The 18,193-nt window shown below is 37.0% G+C and carries 19 protein-coding genes; 7 read left to right on the top strand and 12 right to left on the bottom strand.

The features are described 5' to 3' along the window. Window positions 1-15: 15 nt before the first annotated feature. The 6 genes from SJY30_RS14340 to SJY30_RS14315 form a co-directional block, all read right to left on the bottom strand. Window positions 16-987 carry a transporter gene (locus SJY30_RS14340; RefSeq protein WP_396632830.1) on the bottom strand — a complete coding sequence of 324 codons (972 nt, stop codon included), beginning with the start codon at window positions 985-987 and terminating at the stop codon, window positions 16-18. A gap of 3 nt (window positions 988-990) precedes the next feature. Further along, entirely contained in the window at window positions 991-2,028 is a 1,038-nt protein-coding gene (locus tag SJY30_RS14335; RefSeq protein ID WP_396632829.1) for a cytochrome-c peroxidase, read from the bottom strand. 53 nt (window positions 2,029-2,081) lie between these two features. Next, the gene (locus SJY30_RS14330; RefSeq protein WP_396632828.1) at window positions 2,082-2,885 is read right to left on the bottom strand and encodes an MbnP family protein; all 804 of its coding nucleotides are present in this window, start codon (window positions 2,883-2,885) and stop codon (window positions 2,082-2,084) included. A 231-nt stretch (window positions 2,886-3,116) separates the two neighbouring features. Then, entirely contained in the window at window positions 3,117-3,488 is a 372-nt protein-coding gene (locus SJY30_RS14325; protein ID WP_396632827.1) for a hypothetical protein, read from the bottom strand. 86 nt (window positions 3,489-3,574) lie between these two features. After that, on the bottom strand, window positions 3,575-4,246 hold the full coding sequence (gene rsmI / locus SJY30_RS14320; RefSeq protein WP_396632826.1) for a 16S rRNA (cytidine(1402)-2'-O)-methyltransferase: 672 nt from the start codon (window positions 4,244-4,246) through the stop codon (window positions 3,575-3,577). 155 nt (window positions 4,247-4,401) lie between these two features. Further along, the gene (locus tag SJY30_RS14315) at window positions 4,402-5,094 is read right to left on the bottom strand and encodes a hypothetical protein (RefSeq protein ID WP_396632825.1); all 693 of its coding nucleotides are present in this window, start codon (window positions 5,092-5,094) and stop codon (window positions 4,402-4,404) included. Window positions 5,095-5,197: 103 nt separating this feature from the next. Between SJY30_RS14315 and SJY30_RS14310 the strand changes: the two genes are divergently transcribed. From SJY30_RS14310 to arfB, 7 genes are all read left to right on the top strand, one after another. Further along, window positions 5,198-5,842 (top strand): thymidine kinase, encoded by a 645-nt coding sequence (locus SJY30_RS14310; protein WP_396632824.1) that lies wholly within the window; start codon window positions 5,198-5,200, stop codon window positions 5,840-5,842. After that, the gene (gene alr, locus SJY30_RS14305) at window positions 5,835-6,941 is read left to right on the top strand and encodes an alanine racemase (RefSeq protein WP_396632823.1); all 1,107 of its coding nucleotides are present in this window, start codon (window positions 5,835-5,837) and stop codon (window positions 6,939-6,941) included. The genes SJY30_RS14310 and alr overlap by 8 nt, the downstream gene beginning before the upstream one ends. Window positions 6,942-7,026: 85 nt before the next feature. After that, on the top strand, window positions 7,027-7,428 hold the full coding sequence (gene mscL / locus SJY30_RS14300) for a large conductance mechanosensitive channel protein MscL (protein WP_276491319.1): 402 nt from the start codon (window positions 7,027-7,029) through the stop codon (window positions 7,426-7,428). Between the two features lie 242 nt (window positions 7,429-7,670). Then, a complete protein-coding gene (locus SJY30_RS14295) occupies window positions 7,671-8,660 on the top strand; it encodes an aspartate-semialdehyde dehydrogenase (RefSeq protein WP_396632822.1) in 990 nt (329 codons plus the stop codon). Window positions 8,661-8,746: 86 nt separating this feature from the next. Next, the gene (locus SJY30_RS14290; RefSeq protein ID WP_396632821.1) at window positions 8,747-10,903 is read left to right on the top strand and encodes a prolyl oligopeptidase family protein; all 2,157 of its coding nucleotides are present in this window, start codon (window positions 8,747-8,749) and stop codon (window positions 10,901-10,903) included. 85 nt (window positions 10,904-10,988) lie between these two features. Beyond that, window positions 10,989-11,978, top strand: coding sequence for an ABC transporter ATP-binding protein (locus SJY30_RS14285; protein WP_396632820.1), 990 nt, complete (start codon window positions 10,989-10,991; stop codon window positions 11,976-11,978). 14 nt (window positions 11,979-11,992) lie between these two features. Further along, window positions 11,993-12,394: an alternative ribosome rescue aminoacyl-tRNA hydrolase ArfB gene (gene arfB / locus SJY30_RS14280; RefSeq protein WP_396632819.1), complete on the top strand. Its 402-nt coding sequence runs from the start codon at window positions 11,993-11,995 to the stop codon at window positions 12,392-12,394. Window positions 12,395-12,407: 13 nt separating this feature from the next. Here arfB and SJY30_RS14275 read toward each other — a convergent pair whose 3' ends face one another. The 6 genes from SJY30_RS14275 to accB all read right to left on the bottom strand — a co-directional run bounded on the left by SJY30_RS14275 (window position 12,408) and on the right by accB (window position 18,178). After that, a complete protein-coding gene (locus SJY30_RS14275; RefSeq protein ID WP_396632818.1) occupies window positions 12,408-13,736 on the bottom strand; it encodes a GntP family permease in 1,329 nt (442 codons plus the stop codon). Window positions 13,737-13,809: 73 nt separating this feature from the next. Next, the gene (locus tag SJY30_RS14270; protein ID WP_396632817.1) at window positions 13,810-14,280 is read right to left on the bottom strand and encodes a 3-oxoacyl-ACP synthase; all 471 of its coding nucleotides are present in this window, start codon (window positions 14,278-14,280) and stop codon (window positions 13,810-13,812) included. Continuing rightward, entirely contained in the window at window positions 14,267-14,878 is a 612-nt protein-coding gene (locus tag SJY30_RS14265; RefSeq protein ID WP_396632816.1) for a hypothetical protein, read from the bottom strand. Before SJY30_RS14265 ends, SJY30_RS14270 begins: the two co-directional genes overlap by 14 nt. A gap of 173 nt (window positions 14,879-15,051) precedes the next feature. Further along, window positions 15,052-16,167, bottom strand: coding sequence for an NAD(P)/FAD-dependent oxidoreductase (locus SJY30_RS14260; RefSeq protein ID WP_396632815.1), 1,116 nt, complete (start codon window positions 16,165-16,167; stop codon window positions 15,052-15,054). 82 nt (window positions 16,168-16,249) lie between these two features. After that, on the bottom strand, window positions 16,250-17,602 hold the full coding sequence (gene accC, locus SJY30_RS14255) for an acetyl-CoA carboxylase biotin carboxylase subunit (protein WP_396632814.1): 1,353 nt from the start codon (window positions 17,600-17,602) through the stop codon (window positions 16,250-16,252). A gap of 84 nt (window positions 17,603-17,686) precedes the next feature. After that, entirely contained in the window at window positions 17,687-18,178 is a 492-nt protein-coding gene (accB, locus tag SJY30_RS14250) for an acetyl-CoA carboxylase biotin carboxyl carrier protein (protein WP_396632813.1), read from the bottom strand. Window positions 18,179-18,193: the final 15 nt, after the last annotated feature.

The raw sequence follows: 18,193 nt of genomic DNA, 5'->3' as shown, positions 1-18,193 counted from the left end.
TTAAATAGTCATCAATTAAATATTGATGTTCAAATATAACGAAACCCTATTTTTTACCTCTACTTTACCTTGATTCAAATTTTGAGGAATCGGTAGCATACTTGAAATGCCCAATGCATATCTGTTGTAGTTTGCCTCTAGCCCAAATCTAGCAAAATACACATCGCCACCTGTGTCAGGAACAGCAAAATCAAACTCTTTATTTTTGGCGAAGAACTCTGCTCCCAAACCTGCTTGTGGGGTTAGGGAAACCGACGGAGACGGGTAATAGGTCTTATAGGTATTCAATGTTGCATTCCACTGATTTCCGAACAAATAATTTTTACTGTTTTCCGTTTTTATCGTGTAGTTCAATAGGGCGGCAAAACCCCAATTTCTATGTGTAATACCGTAATTTGCGGCTAATATATAATCCCAACTTCCCGTTCCTAATTGAAAACCAGGGTTAACACTGCCTTCATTATTGGCTGCATCAAAAGTTCCTGTCGGTAATTTTATACCTCCGCCAATTTGTAAAGCATGTTCTGGTTTTATTGAAATTATACTATCGGCAGTTTGCTTCAGTACATTGTAATATGCTAAAACCGTAGCATCACCAATACCATTTATAGTCTGCTCTGTATTATCTACAAATGTTCTATTGTGTGAATGATAGGGGAGTATGGCATTTACCAAAAATCGGTCTCCAATCGGAAATTTTCCCCATGCCTGCACGGTATTGAAATTCTCATTTATCCATGGCGAATTATCAAAAATACCATCGCGAGAACGGTACTTCTGACCAATATATCTAAGCCCTACAAAGTTATTATTCAATCCGGTTCCAAAACCCATACTTCCTCCATTACCACCACACCCACAGGTATCGCAGAAATATTCATATGCTGTATTTTTCCAGATACACTCGGTTGTTTCTTCTGGTAAATCATTTGCTTGGGCAGTAAAAAATCCGCCAAGCACAAGTATACTTATTATTATTTTTTTCATTTTTTAATATTCTGAAAATCGTTCGTCATTTATAAAAGTATCATCCGTCAAAGTTTCAAAAAAAGCTAATAACCCCTCTTTTTCTGTATCATTTAAAGCTATTCCTAATCCGTCATTGGTACGTAGAGCATCATCAATTGTTTCCGATTCAACCATGCCGTTGGTATAAAAATTCAATACCGATTCTAGACTTCCAAACCTACCATCATGCATGTACGGCGCGGTCAGTGATACGTTTCTTAAACTTGGCACTTTAAATTTATAATTGTCACTATCGCTACCGCTCACTTCGGCTCTGCCAATATCATTTAATTGTGGATTTGGTGGCAAGCCATTGTTTCTAAAACTGCCATCGGTAAATAGATCTGTTGCGTGACATGTAGCGCACTTTTGCTGAAACACTTCTAGACCATATGCCTCTTGCTCGGTCAATTCTCCTCCTTCTTCATTGCGTACATACTTATCGTATTTACTATTTGAAGAAATCATCATGACCATAAACTGTGATATCGCTTTTAGAAAGTTCTCGGCATTTACACCACCTTCCTCAAAAGCCATTTCAAATTCTATTTGATACTCGGCATCTGCTATCAGTTTATTGATTACCCCTGTCATGGTTTCACCCATCTCCACTTCATTAGTGATAGGAATTATTGGAAAGAGGTCTAAGTGAGACGTAGCACCATCCCAAGCGAATTCATTAAAGAATGCCATATTAGATATGGTAGGCGTATTTCTTGTACCCTCCAAATCATTTACACCGTGACTAAATTGATGTCCGTGGTGAGTGAAGGCAGAACTCTGCTCATGACAAAATCCGCAAGAGATAAATCCGGATGAGGATAGTTTACCATCATAGAATAATTTCTTACCCAGCTCAAATCCTAATTGTGTTGGTGGATTAGCCTCAATATCATAAGCCAATTCAGGAAAATTCTCTGGAACTTCTACCGTTAAAAGCGTGTTCTCAATAGCCACATAATCATCATCAATGCAAGACACCAAAAACACGGACAGTAATACCCAAAATAAATATTTCATCTGTTATCGTTTTAAAAATTAGGGTCGCCCTATTAAGAGCGACCCGGAAATATTTAGTGTGAATCTCCTGTGCCGTTATGGACATGGTCTACGGTAAACATGCTTGCAGTATTCAAAGCAACTTGTGGCGACTTTTCTTCGCTTACCATAATTACCGATTGCTCGGTTAATGACAGTTTGTTTTCTCCGTCTAAAATAGCACCAGCATCAGCTACCAGATGTATAACAGGCGACATTTCATCGCTTACCAAAGCATCTGTCCCCAAACTCAAAGTAACTTCTTTGTAGTTGTCCAAACTAGAACCGTGGCTACCCATGTGTACTTTAAAATCTGTTGCCTCAGTAATAGTTTCCGATGTGAAAGTCCCTTCAAAATTTAGAAACTTATAACCCGCTTGCCATGACCACATCATATTGGTTTCTTCGGCTACGGTCAAAAAATCGCCCTGACCCTCTGCTCCTTGAAGATACTTTTCTTGGTCTACGCCTATACCAAAAGTTAAAGACACATAATTGCCTGCAGGTATGTTCTCTAACACAACTTCTGTACTACCCGTTTCTTCACTAGTTACAAAATAGCTATCGTCTTTTTCATAGGTAAACACTTCACCTTCATCATTAGTTAATCTAAAATTACTGACAATGTAATTTAGTCTTGTAATAGTCAATGTTTCGTTTTGAGAATTGGTGTAACTTGAAGTTGCCAACAGCAAATCATCTGATCCAACACTATTGTCAAATTCAAGAGTTATGCTGTTTTCGCCCATTAATTCTTCTGTAGCATCGTCATCGTTACTACAACTGGCGAATACAGTTAATATTAAGGTTACTGCAAAAAGTTTATATATAGATTTCATCTGTTGATTTATTAATTATTCGATATAATTCGCCAAACTATATCTGGTTTTCACCAATAAATATAGCGGCGCATTACACCTTAGTTTATGTAATGGTTTCACCTAAATAGATTGCATTAGGCATGATTTTAAAATAATTGATTGTGTACACGACTACTGGATATGTGTCGTGATTAGAGTATACAACGGTATGCACCTTTTTAAAAAGGCATATGTGTACTGTGTTGTATTTTAAGATAAGAAGTTAGGCGGATGAAATACAGCTGATATATACTGCTGCTCGTTTAAGTTAGGATGCATTGAAACCACTTTTGTTTCAACAATTGTACTTTGAAAATTACAATCAAGAATACTTACAAAACCAATTGGGTATTCACGAAGGTCAGCAGAAGGTATATCTTGATGGTCTTCTTGCTGCTGCTTTTTAATCAATTGCGAGAGGTAACATTTACCATCGCAATTTAGCATCGGCTTATCTTTATTAACACATAAAACCTCAGCTATATAATCTTGATTAATTACATATTCTAATACAGGCAATACCGGTTTTACCATCGCAGTGATGTATAACAAGATAAACGTGTATGTGAGAATTTTTTTCATTAATCGCCACGAAGATAATTCTGATTTTGAAATTTTCTTAACTCCTTATTAGTATTAACACTTAAATCTTTAGAATTTTATTGTTTCTACTTATTCCCTCCAACAATAATAACAATTTCCCCTTTTGGTGGTTTTTCGGTAAAATGCTTTAGAACTTCTTCTGCAGTACCACGAACAGTTTCTTCATAAAGTTTGGTAAGTTCCCTTGAAACGGAAACAGGTCTTTCGGCACCAAAATATTCTACAAAATTGCCCAAAGTCTTTAATAACTTATGCGGAGATTCATAGAAGATTATAGTACGTGGCTCTTCAGCTAATAACTTTAAACGTGTTTGTCTTCCTTTTTTTACGGGTAAGAACCCTTCAAATACAAACTTATCATTAGGTAAACCACTATTAACCAAAGCTGGTACAAAAGCGGTTGCACCTGGTAAACATTCCACTTCTACACCTGCTTCAATACAAGCGCGTGTCAAAAGAAATCCGGGATCGGAAATTGCCGGTGTACCTGCATCTGAAATTAATGCGATGTTCTCTCCTCCTTTCAACTTTCCCACTAAAAAATCAACCATTTTATGCTCATTATGCATGTGGTGACTTTTCATTTGCGTACCAATTTCAAAATGATGCAAAAGCTTTCCACTTGTACGGGTATCTTCCGCCAGAATTAAATCAACTTCTTTAAGAATACGAATTGCCCTTAAGGTCATATCCTCTAGATTACCTATTGGCGTTGGCACTAAATAAAGTTTTCCCATGTATTTTAAAGTGAACAACCTCAAGGTATGTCCTTGAAGCATTGAATTGAAAAATTAATTTAGATTTCGATGCAAACTTAGGAATATTTAAATCTTTACTATCGAATAAAAAACCCAACACAAGTGCTGGGTTTATGATTTATATATTGTATTGATTACGAGAATCTACGAGATACCAACTCAATAAATCGTTCTTCGTATGGTTCTTTGCCCACCCAATTATTATAATCTGGCTTTACCATGTTTCTTATAAAAGCAATAGAACGCTCTTCTGTATCTATGGTATTTAGTTGAGACAATACACGATTATAATCTTCCATGTTATCATTGAACAAATGTTTTACAAAAGCCAAGCGATCGTTCAAATCTACTTTTACATTACTTTTTGCCAAACGGTCATTTAATGATTTTGGTGCGGTATCTACTGGTTTAAAATCTTCCTTTCTTGGTGTAAAGAGCTCCTTATCATTTTTCATAAGATCGGGCTTCGACATAAAATCTGCCAAAACATCTTCTAGCTCTTCATTATCCGGCATTTCAGAAATAAATCCTTTAATGGTGTCCATGCCTGGGTGCTTGACTATATCCTCTTCATGCGGATTATTTTCCGGCACTCCTGTATTTCCTTTCATTACGGCATTTGCCATTTCCTCAAATTTTGCCGCAATTGCATTTTTAGAAACATCGACTTCCATATCATTGAGTTCTACCTCAATAAATTTGAGCACAGCGAGTTTCTCATATAGGTTTTTAGAAACCTCATATAATTTTGTAACATCATCTAAGTTCTCTGCAGTTAAAATTTCTGTAGATAACTTTCTCAATTCCAGTTTCAACTTATTTTTCATCTCACAATTTTTACGGTAAAGACCTAAATAGCGGGTTTTTTAAATACCTTTATCATCTTTAAAGAATAACGAAAAACCAATTATTTTCGTCTAAAATTACAAAATGTTTCTTGAAAACACAGTTAATCATAAAGAACAATTCGGCTGGATAGAAGTCATTGCCGGCTCGATGTTTTCTGGAAAGACAGAAGAATTGATCCGTAGACTTAAACGAGCACAGTTTGCCAAATTAAAGGTTGAAATTTTTAAACCTATGGTAGACACTCGTTATGATGATGAAATGGTGGTATCTCATGATGCCAATGAAATACGGTCTACACCAGTACCCGCAGCTGCCAATATTCGCATTCTTGCAGATACGTGCGATGTTATAGGTATTGATGAAGCTCAATTTTTTGATGATGAAATAGTTACCGTTTGTAATGACCTGGCCAATAAAGGGGTTAGGGTAATTGTCGCGGGACTAGATATGGACTTTAAAGGAAAACCCTTCGGACCCATGCCTGCTCTTATGGCTACCGCAGAATATGTTACTAAAGTTCATGCTATTTGCACCCGTACGGGCAATTTGGCAAATTACAGTTATAGAAAATCTAGCAACGATAATTTGGTGATGTTAGGTGAAGTAAATGAATATGAACCGTTAAGCAGAGGTGCATATTACAAGGCAATGCTGAAAGAAAAGGTAAAAACGATGGATGTAAAATCTGAAGAGGTCGATACCCTTAAAAAGAAGCAAAATGGCTAAGGCAGAAGAGACCGTTTTAGAAATTGACCTAAAGGCACTTGGTCATAACTACTCTTATTTGCGATCTAAAATAAAGACGGAAACTAAATTTATGGCTGTGGTAAAAGCATATGCCTATGGCAGTCATTCTGTAGCTATTGCCAAACATCTTCAAGATTTAGGTGCCCATTATTTTGCCGTAGCCTATGTAGATGAGGGGATAACCCTTAGGAAAGGAGGTATTACCGCTCCTATTTTAGTACTGCACCCACAAAAAGTTCATTTTAAAACGCTCATTGTAAACAATCTTGAGCCCAGTATATATTCCAAAGCTATTCTATCGGATTTTATTGCAATAGCCGAAGAACTAGGCGAGACAGATTATCCTATTCATTTAAAATTTAATACGGGACTTAATAGATTAGGTTTCTCCGTAGATGAATTACCAGAAATCTCTACACTTATTCAGCAACAGAATGCTGTAAAAGCTATTGCCCTGTTATCTCATTTGGCTGCAACGGAAGATCCTAACGAAACCGAATTCACCAACCTTCAGCTAAAACGGTTCAACGCTATTTGTAAAAAAGCAGATGAACTTTTCAAAACCAAGACTTTAAAGCATGTGCTCAATACTTCGGGGATTATTAATTACCCAGATGCACAGTATGATATGGTCAGAAGTGGAATTGGACTATACGGTTATGGTAACGAACCGCATATAGATGCTGATTTACAACCTGTAATGACCTTGAAAACGATTATTTCCCAAAAACACACCATCGCTACAGGAGAATCTGTTGGTTACAATCGCAAATACAAATCTGATCATAAAACCATAACCGCTACCCTACCTTTGGGTCATGCAGATGGTATTGGTAGAGAATATGGCCATGGAAAAACGTATGTACTTATACATGGTAAACCAGCTCCAATTATTGGTAATGTTTGTATGGATATGATTATGGTAGATGTTACCGATATTGAATGTGAAGAAGGAGATGAAGTGGAAATTTTTGGAAAAAACCTGTCTGCGAACGAATTTGCAGAAACAGCCAATACCATAACGTATGAAATACTTACGGGACTTTCTCAACGCATAAAGCGAGTTTTAATAAATTGAATCGTTAACATTTCATTAAGGAATCAAATTTTTTAGTAAATTGCGTTACTTTTTAAATTTAACCATTAATATAAATTAAGTAAACATGTTAAAAGAATTCAAGAATTTTATTTTGACGGGTAACGTCATCGATTTTGCTGTAGCAGTTATTTTAGCTGGAGCAGTAGGATTAGTAGTAAACGGATTTGTTGCTGATATCATCATGCCAATCGTAGGTCACTTCGCAGGTGGAGTTGATTTCGCTGATTTGAAAATCGTATTAGATGAAGCTGTTGTTGGTGCTGATGGCGCAATCGCTAAGCCAGAAAATGCTATCCGTTGGGGTGCATGGGTAAATGCTATCGTTAACCTTCTTATTGTTGGATTCGTAATGTTTATCATTGTTAAAGCTTACAACAAAACTAAAACTCCTCCAGCTCCAGCTGCACCAGCAGGACCAACTGCAGAAGAGTTATTAGCAGAGATAAGAGATGCTTTAAAAAAGTAATCTTAATAATACTCCCTAGTTCTAGGGTACCGTTGCACTGCAACTTACATTAATTAAAACCGTCAACTTTGTTTCGCTAACATTGTTGACGGTTCTTTTTTATAGCACACTTTCCAAATTACGGCCCCATAAACAATTGTTATATTTTGAACAATTTGTTATATTTTGATTATTCTATTCTTTTTTACTTGTGCAAGTACCAGTAATACGTATTTTTGCCGCTTAATATAATTGTTTTACAAATGAAAGTAGCTGTAATTGGTGCCACAGGCATGGTTGGCGATGTAATGTTGAAAGTATTGGCAGAACGTAATTTTCCATTAACGGAGTTATTATTGGTAGCCTCTGAACGTTCTGTAGGTAAAAAGATGACCTTTAAAGGAAAAGAACATACGGTTATAGGCTTAGCTGATGCGGTAGCCGCAAGACCAAATATTGCCATATTCTCTGCGGGTGGTGATACCTCTTTAGAATGGGCTCCTAAATTTGCAGAAGTGGGAACTACGGTAGTAGATAATTCCTCTGCCTGGAGAATGGACCCAACCAAAAAATTGGTGGTTCCTGAAATTAATGCTCATGAGCTTACGGTAGAAGATAAAATCATTGCAAACCCTAACTGCTCTACCATACAATTGGTAATGGCATTGCACCCTTTACACAACAAATATAAAATGAAACGAGTTGTTGTTTCTACCTATCAGTCGGTTTCCGGTACTGGCGTTAAAGCGGTAAAACAATTGGAAAATGAAATTGCCGGCGTGCAAGGAGAAATGGCGTACCCTTACCCAATTGGTAGAAATGCATTGCCACACTGTGATGTTTTCATGGAAAACGGATACACTAAAGAAGAAATGAAATTGGCGCGCGAGCCACAAAAAATTCTTGATGATCGCACTTTCTCAATTAGCGCAACAGCAGTACGTATACCTACCGCTGGTGGACATTCGGAATCTGTAAACGTAGAGTTTGAAAATGATTTTGAGCTAAACGAAGTGCGTCGTTTGTTAAATGAAATGCCTGGTGTAACCGTTCAAGATAATCCTGATACAAATACCTACCCAATGCCAATCTATGCTCATGATAAAGATGAGGTTTTTGTTGGTCGTATACGTAGAGATGAAACGCAAAGAAATACATTGAATATGTGGATTGTTGCAGATAACCTTAGAAAAGGTGCTGCAACTAACGCTGTTCAAATCTCAGAATACCTAGTAGAAAAAGGCTTAGTTTAATTTATATCCTTTACAACGTTAAAACCTTCAAAACTTCACTGTTTTGAAGGTTTTTTTATGGTATTTTAGTACAAACTGAACTACTCATGATAAAAGTAATACCTGCGCTACTTGTCTTTGCGCTAATCTCTTCCTGTAAAAACGAATCTAAACCTGAACCTATTACTGTGAATTACCCTGTTACCGCAAAAGTTGATACTGTAGATACTTATTTTGGAACCGAAGTTAAAGACCCTTATCGTTGGTTAGAAGATGATAGAAGCCCAGAAACAGAAGCTTGGGTTAAAGAACAGAACAAAACTACATTCGGCTATTTAGAACATATTCCTTTCAGAACCGACTTAAAAAATCGTCTTGAAAAACTATGGAACTATGAGAAACTTGGTTCTCCATTTAAAAATGGCGACTATACCTATTTTTATAAAAATGACGGACTCCAAAATCAATATGTTGTCTACAGAGCCAAAGGTGATGAAGAACCAGAAGTTTTTTTAGATCCGAATACATTCTCTGAAGATGGCACAACTTCTCTAGCAGGTTTAAGCTTTACTAAAGATGGCTCATTGGCTGCCTACCTTATTTCTGAAGGTGGTAGCGATTGGCGAAAAGCGATAATTTTAAATGCTGAAACCAAAGAGATTGTTGAAGACACCCTAATTGATATTAAATTCAGCGGACTCTCTTGGAAAGGTAAAGAAGGCTTTTACTATTCCAGCTACGATAAACCAAAAGGTAGCGAGCTTTCTGCAAAAACAGATCAACATAAAGTATACTATCATAAATTAGGTACTTCTCAAAAAGATGATAAACTTATATTCGGTGGCACTCCAGTAGAAAAACATCGTTATATAGGAGCCTATGTTACCGAAGACAATAAATACCTACTGATCAGCGCTTCTGTTTCTACCTCTGGCAATAAATTATTCATCAGAAATTTAGAAGACCCTAACGGATTACTTATCCCCATGGTTGAAGACACCGATTCTGACAACTATGTTATTGATAATGTAGGTTCTAAACTGTATATCGTTACCAATAGAAATGCTCCTAACAAGAAAATAGTTACGGTTGACGCTGCTAACCCTGAGGCAAAAAACTGGGTAGATTTCATTCCGGAAACGGAGAATGTATTGAACCCCAATACTGGTGGTGGTTACTTCTTTACGGAATATATGGTAGATGCTATTTCTAAGGTAATTCAATATGATTATGATGGTAAACTTATTCGTGAAGTAGAGTTACCTGGTATAGGATCCGTTGGTGGATTTGGTGGTGATAAAGAAGATAAAGAACTGTACTTCTCTTTTACAAATTACAACACACCAAGTTCTACCTATAAATTCGATCCCGCAACCGGTGAATATGAATTGTACTGGAAACCTGAGATAGATTTCAATCCTAATAACTATACTTCAGAACAAGTATTCTACTCTTCAAAAGATGGCACTAAAGTGCCTATGATCATTACCTATAAAAAAGGCACAGAATTGAATGGTAAAAATCCAACGATCCTTTACGCCTATGGCGGATTCAATGTAAGCTTGACCCCGTCTTTCAGCATTGGTAATGCAGTTTGGATGGAGCAAGGCGGAATTTATGCCGTTCCCAATCTACGTGGTGGTGGCGAATATGGTAAAAAATGGCATGATGCAGGTATTAAAACTAAAAAGCAAAATGTATTCGATGACTTTATTGCCGCTGCAGAATATTTAATAGAAAACAAATACACTTCAAAAGAATACTTAGCTATACGCGGAGGTTCTAATGGCGGATTGTTAGTTGGTGCCACAATGACACAAAGACCAGATTTAATGCAAGTAGCCTTACCGGCAGTTGGTGTTATGGATATGTTGCGCTACCATACATTTACGGCTGGTGCCGGATGGGCTTATGATTACGGTACCGCCGAAGACGATGATGAAATGTTTCAGTACTTGAAAGGATATTCACCTGTACATAATGTAAAAGCAGGTACAGCTTATCCTGCTACTTTAGTTACTACCGGTGATCATGATGACAGAGTAGTACCAGCACATAGTTTTAAGTTTGCAGCAGAACTACAAGAAAAACAAGAAGGCACGAACCCAACCTTAATACGAATTGAAACAAATGCCGGTCATGGTGCTGGTACTCCTGTAAGTAAAACTATAGAACAATATGCAGATATTTTTGGCTTTACACTTTACAATATGGGCTATACCAAGCTACCTAACAAAAGTGTTTTAAAAGAATTTAAGGAGTAATTACTATCTTAAATCAATAAATTATTGAAAAATCCGTTTCAAATTGGAACGGATTTTTCAATTTTACATTCCTAAGAATAAAAGCATGTTACGAGTAGAGAATCTATCATTTTCATATGATAAACTTCCAGTTTTAGAGTCCATTGATTTACGTATTCAACGTGGAGAGCATGTGGCCATTATTGGTGAAAGCGGTTGCGGCAAAAGCACCTTGCTAAAACTAATGTATGGTTTAATGGATTTAGAACAGGGCGAAATATTCTGGGAAGACGAACAAATTTTAGGTCCTGCATTTCATCTGGTTCCAGGTATGCCTTTTATGAAATACTTGTCTCAAGATTTTGATTTAATGCCATTCATTACCGTTTCTGAAAACATTAGCCAGTACCTATCTGTTTTTTATCCTGATGAATTAAAAGAACGTACTCAAGAGCTATTAGAGATGATAGAACTCACTGAGTTTGCAGATAAAAAAGTAAAAACCCTAAGTGGTGGTCAACAACAACGCGTTGCTTTGGCTAGAGTATTGGCGCAAAAACCAGAAGTGCTTCTTTTAGACGAACCGTTTAGCCATATCGACAATTTTCTTAAAAACAGCTTGCGTCGAAATATTTTCAATTACTTGAAAGAGAATCTTATTACTACCATTGTTGCCACGCATGACGTACATGATGTTTTACCTTTTGCCGATCGCGCGGTTGTTTTACGTGATAAAGAAATTATAGCCAGGGCAAGACCTATGGAGCTATATAAAAACCCTAAAAACTTGTATGTAGCCTCTCTTTTTGGTGAGGCCAGTATGATTTCTATAGATGTGCTTAAAACATATGCGAATACCAAAAGAAAAATTATAGTATATGCACATGAGTTTCGGGTTTCACCCTCACAAGGCTTTCATGTTACCGTTGAAAAAGCTTATCCAATGGGCAGTCATTACCTAACAGAAAGTAAAAGCGATGATGATGAAACCATCTTCTTCAATGCTGATAAACTGTACCCAAAAGGGAAAGAAGTGTTTTTGAATGTAGCCATTGAAACTATCAATCAACGCATACAAGAAGCCGCTGCTAATTAATACAAAAGCAAGTTGTGAACAAAGAACAAATTCTTACCGAATTACAATTTAAAGCCATTAGAAGTAGTGGTCCCGGAGGTCAGCATGCCAATAAAGTTTCCTCTAAAGTAGAATTATCTTTTCATATTGAAGCTTCAGTGGGACTAACAGAACGCCAGAAGAAAAGGGTACATCTGAAATTAGGTAACAAACTGAGTAAAGAGGGCTTACTCATATTACAATGCGATGAATCTCGCAGCCAACATAAAAACAAAGAGTTGGTCATTAAAAGATTCTTGAAACTTATAGAAAAATCTTTAGTAGTACCTAAGGCAAGAAAGAAAAGCAGACCTACTAGATCATCTATTGAAAAGAGATTGAAAGGGAAGAAAATCGCTTCTTTAAAAAAGCAGAGTCGTGGTAAGCCAGACTACTAATATGTAAATCCATTTATGCGAAAATGGAATAGAATACAAATACGGTTATGGCTCCTGTTAGACCAAGCACTCCAGTGCCTAAGCCAAAAAGACGATAACCTGTCTTTACATTCATGCCGCTCATTTGAGTGACTACCCAAAAGAAGCTGTCGTTTGCATGAGAAATTACAGCAGAACCCGCACCAATTACTACTACAACCAGAGCTTTCTGTATTTCGGTATCAAAACTAAGTGACGACATCATCGGCATAATTATGGATGCTGTAGTTACCAATGCCACCGTTGAAGAACCTTGCGCTGTTTTCAAGGCTGCCGCTAAAACAAAAGGCAAGAAAATACCCATATTATAATCGGTCAAGGTTTGCCCTAGAATTTCTGCAATGCCGGAATTCTGTAATATTTTACCAAATATGCCACCTGCACCTGTAATCAATAAAATAGAGGCCGCATCCTTAATTGCTTTACCTACCCAACCAGCCGATGAGAGCATATCATAATTCAATTTTTTAGGCAAGAGCAGACATAAGAAAACTCCTATCAATAGTGATATTACCGGTTCACCCACAAAATTGATAAAATCTAATAGTCCGTTTTCTTGTCCGATATCCATGGAGTTCAGTACGGACTTCAAGACAATTAGAAAAATGGGAACCAGAATGGGTATAGATGCTTTTAAAGCACTGGGCGAATCTTTAATTTCTTGTTCTGCTTCTAAAGCATCTTCAACATCAGGCGCTATCATGGTTTTTGATGCATATTTCTTAGCGAATATGATTCCGACAATCAAGGCGACAATACTTGTTGGAAACCCAAAAGCAATAACCAAACCTAAATCTGCACCAAGAATACCTGCAGCTGCAATTGGGCCAGGAGTTGGCGGCACCATTGTATGTGATGCCATTAAGCCCAAACCTAATGCTATTGCCGGACCGGCAATTGAGATTTTCGCTTTTTTGGAAAGACTTTTATTCAAAGGATATAGCAGCATAAAACCACTATCCGCAAATACTGGAATAGAAACAATATAGCCAATGATTCCCATTGCCATCGTCACCCGTTTCTTCCCTATTATACCCAATACTTTCTCTGCAATGGCAAATGCACCACCAGTATGTTCTAGAAAAGCACCAATGATGACCCCGAGAACTATGATCAACCCAATTTTACCTAGCGTTCCGCCAAAACCGTCATTTATGGAAACAATGATATTAGCATAAGGCATACCTGCAAAAACGCCGTATAAAATTGAAATAATAAACAGCGCAAGAAACGCGTGAATCTTTAGTTTTGTCGTTAATATAATTATGGCAATGACTGCAAGAAATAGGTAAAATATTTCCATAATTCAAGTTATATATGTGGTTTGGTCTTTTAATTAATTGCTTTAAGATAGTTAAATAAAGACCAGGATGTAACTATTGAACGCTGACAATAGTCAACTCCTTTCCATTAAAACTAAAAACATCGCCTACTGCTTTACCAAAGGCGAGTTTACCAATAGGTGTTGCGGCAGAAATACAATAGACGGAGTTAGGTTTGCTTTTAAATTCTCCTGCAGATATAGCTATGTAATATATGAAGGCATCTGTAACAACCAAACTTCCTAAACCTACGGTTGGGGCATTTCTATCTTTTGATACTTTTGACAGTAATTGTTGTGTTTTTTCTAATTCTGCCAACTGTTGACCTAACTTTTCTCGCTCTAACTGAATCATTGCACGACCAGTTTCGTGCTTATCACCAGCACTACTTTTTGTCTCTGAGGTTAAGGCAGACTCTAATTCTTTAATTTGATTCTGTATTCTAGTTGACCGATCGTCAACAAACTCCAGGCAAAAATTATGGGCTTCTTTCTTTAAGTTATCAAGTGATTCAGTTTCCTTCAATGTGATACAGATCTGCTAGTTTATAGATCAAGTAATTTACGATTTGATTATCACTTTCACCACCACTTATCATGTTTTGAATTTCTATTTCATTTTCAGCTTTAAAATAGTCCAAATCACCAGAGCGATCGTCACTAAAAATATTCCACGATTTAAGTCCGTTTAGCATTGCTTTATGAGCTTCATATCGTTTTGTTATTGCTTGAATCTTCTTCTTATCAACTTTTACTGCCGACTCGTTTTCGATTAGCAATTTATAATCTGCCGTAATTTGTGCATCTGCTTTTTCTGCCTCGGTAATAATTTTAAAATAAGCTCTAGACACTAGAGATTCATATTTAGAATGAAATGTAGATTCCACGATATTATCATCAGCTAGTGGCACTTCAGCATCTGTACTGGCATATAAATCATCTGCAACATATGAATTATCGGCAATAAGGGATTGTTTCCAAGCCTCGCTCTTTATATATTCTTTCCAAACTTTTGCATATTCTCGCTGGTAGTGGGTTTTCGTCAATCCGCAGCTACTAAGACACACCATTGCCATAACGGCTAAAAATGTAGCCGAAGTAATTCTTCTAATCAATCTTTTCATATAGTATACTTGCTATTACAAACCATATTAGAAGTTTGCTGTTCTAAGGCAAACCAATAAGCGCATTTTGGGTAATAGATAATCTAAGGGGACGTACAATTTAAAAATAAATATAAGAGTACACCTACGTTTTGAATAAGATTTCTAAAAAATTGGATGAACGGGATATTTCATTAGTCTAATACATTGGCAAGCTTTTTACCTATAATGCTACCAATAGCAATACCCATACCACCTAAGCGGACACCGCATGCCACATTGTTGGTTACTTGTTTTACTATTGGCTTCTTTTGTTGACCTACACCCATTATACCACTCCAGCTGTAATCAATTTCAAAATCGCTTTTTGGTAGAATGACTGATTTCAACAACTCTTGTAGTTTATTTTCTACTAAACTAGTTGTGCCAAAGTCAGTAGTTTCTTCGGTTTTAAAATTCAGATTACGACCACCCCCCAATAAAATTCGATTATCAATATTTCGGAAGTAATAGTAGCCTTCTTCTAGATGAAATGTTCCTTTTATATGCAGGTCTTTAATTGGTTTTGTAATCAATACTTGTGCCCGTGCAGGTTTTACGTTCTCCGACAGTAGTTGAGCAGCAAAACCATTTGTTGCTATCAGTAATTTTTGGGTCATAAATTCCAGGTCATCTGTTTTGACTATTACTTTTGCACCTGCATCTTCAAAAGAATGTACTTGGGTTGAATTTACAATTGTGATGCCTTTTTGCTGTGCTAATTGCACTAAAGCTGACATCATCTTACCGGTATGGATTTGCCCTTCAAATACCTGAGAAATGTAATTACTTTTTATTCCATTGAAATTAAAAGTATTTGGCGTGACTTTAAAGGCATCATTCTTAAAGACGGGATGTAGTAGCTCATTGACCCGCGTTAATTCCTTTAGACAGCTCTCATATAACGCTACATCCTGATTTAAAAATAATTCGTGTCCGCCATTATTCTGATAACCAATTGCATCATCACCTAACAACGTACGTAGCGATTGTATTCCATGAAACCGATCTTGAACCAATTGCAATACTTCTTGTTCTGAATGTGTTTTTAGGTCTGATAAAATTTCAGAAATACTACCAAAACAGGCGAACCCTGCATTTTTGGTACTGGCACCTTGAGGAAGTTTTCCTTTTTCCAAAATAAGAATACGTGCTTTAGGATGCTTTCTTCTTAATTCTAAAGCACAGTTTAAGCCTACTATTCCACTACCTATAATTGTAAAATCGATATTAGAAAACCAAGATGTACGTTCCCAGTAGCTTAAATTCATAGTTGCATTTTGATAGAAGATAAAAAATCAATCTTAAAAAAAGAACATAAAAAAACTCCAACATTGCTGTTGGAGTTCGTTATTAATTTTCTGGTTGGGGATCCATTTTAAAATCATCCATAAAGGCTGTTGTATAATTACCAGCCAAATAATCCGGGTGGTCCATTAACTGCCTGTGGAAAGGAATGGTCGTTTTAATTCCCTCAATTACGAATTCATCTAAAGCACGCTTCATTTTGTTGATCGCCTCTTCCCTAGTTTGGGCAGTAGTGATCAGCTTTGCGATCATAGAATCATAGTTTGGAGGAATACTGTACCCACTATATACATGCGTATCCATACGTACACCATGACCTCCGGGCGTATGTAAGGTTGTAATCTTACCTGGTGATGGTCTAAAATTGTTATATGGGTCTTCCGCATTAATTCTACACTCAATTGAATGTAGTTTTGGAAGGTAGTTTTTACCTGAAATCGGCACACCTGCAGCTACAAGTATTTGCTCACGAATTAAATCGTAATCAATAACCTGCTCTGTAATAGGGTGCTCTACTTGAATACGGGTATTCATTTCCATAAAATAGAACTTACGGTGCTTATCTACCAAAAATTCTATGGTACCAGCGCCTTCATATTTTATGTATTCGGCAGCTTTAACCGCAGCTTCACCCATTTGCTCTCTCAACTTATCTGTCATGAAAGGTGACGGAGTCTCCTCTGTCAACTTTTGGTGACGACGTTGTACAGAACAATCTCTTTCTGACAAGTGACAAGCTTTACCGAATTGATCACCAACAATTTGAATTTCAATATGTCTTGGCTCTTCGATCAGCTTTTCCATATACATACCACCATTACCAAAAGCAGCAGTTGCTTCGTTAACGGCACTATCAAAAAGCTCTTCCATTTTGTCTTCGGACATTACGGCACGCATACCTTTACCACCACCACCGGCAGTAGCTTTGATCATTACCGGATAGCCCATTTTCTTCGCTATCTTCTTGGCATCTGCAACATCTTTCAATAGACCTTCTGAACCTGGCACACAAGGTACACCGGCTTCTTTCATGGTTTCTTTGGCCGTAGCCTTATCTCCCATTTTGTCTATTTGATCACCAGAAGCACCAATGAATTTTATATCATGCTCTGCACAGATTCGTGAGAACTTTGAATTTTCTGAAAGAAAACCATAGCCTGGGTGAATGGCATCTGCATTTGTAATCTCTGCAGCTGCAATTATATTTGGTATCTTTAAATAGGATTCACTACTAGCGGCAGGACCAATACATACAGCCTCATCTGCAAAACGCACATGTAAACTTTCTTCATCTGCCTTACTATATACGGCTACCGTTTTAATACCCATTTCTTTACAGGTACGGATAACACGCAAAGCGATTTCTCCCCTATTGGCAATCAGTATTTTTTTAAACATCTTTTAAATTTTAAGTTCTTGGTTCTACATAATTCTTACACACCGCAGAACAGCGGTATCTAACAATAACTACTCAAAATTTAGTTAAGAAGGATCTACCAAGAATAATGGTTGATCAAACTCTACCGGTGAAGAATCGTCTACCAAAATCTTAACGATTTTACCAGAAACTTCAGATTCTATGTCGTTAAACAATTTCATTGCCTCAATAACACAAAGTACATCTCCTGTACCAATTGTCTGACCTACTTCAACAAAAACAGGTTTGTCTGGAGAAGGTTTTCTGTAGAATGTACCAATGATAGGAGACTTTATTGTAATATACTTATCGTCTTCAGCCTCTGCTGCAGGTGCTGCAGGTGTAGCTGCTTCTGCAGGAGCTGCAGGTGCCGCTGCTATCGGTGCCGCTGCTGCTGGCTGTGCCATAGGCATAGTATGCACGTAAGTTGGTTCAGAATTACCAGTTAAGCTTCCGGTACGAATGGTGATCTTAATATCATCCGTTTCCAGTTTTACCTCGCTAGCGCCAGACTTGGCAACAAACTTGATAAGGCTTTGAATTTCTTTAATATCCATATTTTCTAAGTTATA

It is taken from the genome of Maribacter sp. R86514 (assembly GCF_044597005.1).
In the GTDB taxonomy this organism is placed as follows: domain Bacteria; phylum Bacteroidota; class Bacteroidia; order Flavobacteriales; family Flavobacteriaceae; genus Maribacter.
This window is presented reverse-complemented; position numbering and strand designations above follow the sequence as displayed.

What these genes read in the sequence shown, in the direction of transcription:
- mscL (WP_276491319.1), top strand. Translation starts at nt 7,027, where the DNA reads ATGTTAAAAGAATTCAAGAATTTTATTTTGACGGGTAACGTCATCGAT.
- SJY30_RS14330 (WP_396632828.1), bottom strand. Translation starts at nt 2,885, where the DNA reads ATGAAATCTATATATAAACTTTTTGCAGTAACCTTAATATTAACTGTA.
- SJY30_RS14290 (WP_396632821.1), top strand. Translation starts at nt 8,747, where the DNA reads ATGATAAAAGTAATACCTGCGCTACTTGTCTTTGCGCTAATCTCTTCC.
- SJY30_RS14260 (WP_396632815.1), bottom strand. Translation starts at nt 16,167, where the DNA reads ATGAATTTAAGCTACTGGGAACGTACATCTTGGTTTTCTAATATCGAT.
- rsmI (WP_396632826.1), bottom strand. Translation starts at nt 4,246, where the DNA reads ATGGGAAAACTTTATTTAGTGCCAACGCCAATAGGTAATCTAGAGGAT.
- alr (WP_396632823.1), top strand. Translation starts at nt 5,835, where the DNA reads ATGGCTAAGGCAGAAGAGACCGTTTTAGAAATTGACCTAAAGGCACTT.
- SJY30_RS14340 (WP_396632830.1), bottom strand. Translation starts at nt 987, where the DNA reads ATGAAAAAAATAATAATAAGTATACTTGTGCTTGGCGGATTTTTTACT.
- SJY30_RS14295 (WP_396632822.1), top strand. Translation starts at nt 7,671, where the DNA reads ATGAAAGTAGCTGTAATTGGTGCCACAGGCATGGTTGGCGATGTAATG.
- SJY30_RS14335 (WP_396632829.1), bottom strand. Translation starts at nt 2,028, where the DNA reads ATGAAATATTTATTTTGGGTATTACTGTCCGTGTTTTTGGTGTCTTGC.
- accC (WP_396632814.1), bottom strand. Translation starts at nt 17,602, where the DNA reads ATGTTTAAAAAAATACTGATTGCCAATAGGGGAGAAATCGCTTTGCGT.
- SJY30_RS14275 (WP_396632818.1), bottom strand. Translation starts at nt 13,736, where the DNA reads ATGGAAATATTTTACCTATTTCTTGCAGTCATTGCCATAATTATATTA.
- SJY30_RS14325 (WP_396632827.1), bottom strand. Translation starts at nt 3,488, where the DNA reads ATGAAAAAAATTCTCACATACACGTTTATCTTGTTATACATCACTGCG.
- SJY30_RS14310 (WP_396632824.1), top strand. Translation starts at nt 5,198, where the DNA reads ATGTTTCTTGAAAACACAGTTAATCATAAAGAACAATTCGGCTGGATA.
- SJY30_RS14315 (WP_396632825.1), bottom strand. Translation starts at nt 5,094, where the DNA reads ATGAAAAATAAGTTGAAACTGGAATTGAGAAAGTTATCTACAGAAATT.
- accB (WP_396632813.1), bottom strand. Translation starts at nt 18,178, where the DNA reads ATGGATATTAAAGAAATTCAAAGCCTTATCAAGTTTGTTGCCAAGTCT.
- SJY30_RS14285 (WP_396632820.1), top strand. Translation starts at nt 10,989, where the DNA reads ATGTTACGAGTAGAGAATCTATCATTTTCATATGATAAACTTCCAGTT.
- SJY30_RS14265 (WP_396632816.1), bottom strand. Translation starts at nt 14,878, where the DNA reads ATGAAAAGATTGATTAGAAGAATTACTTCGGCTACATTTTTAGCCGTT.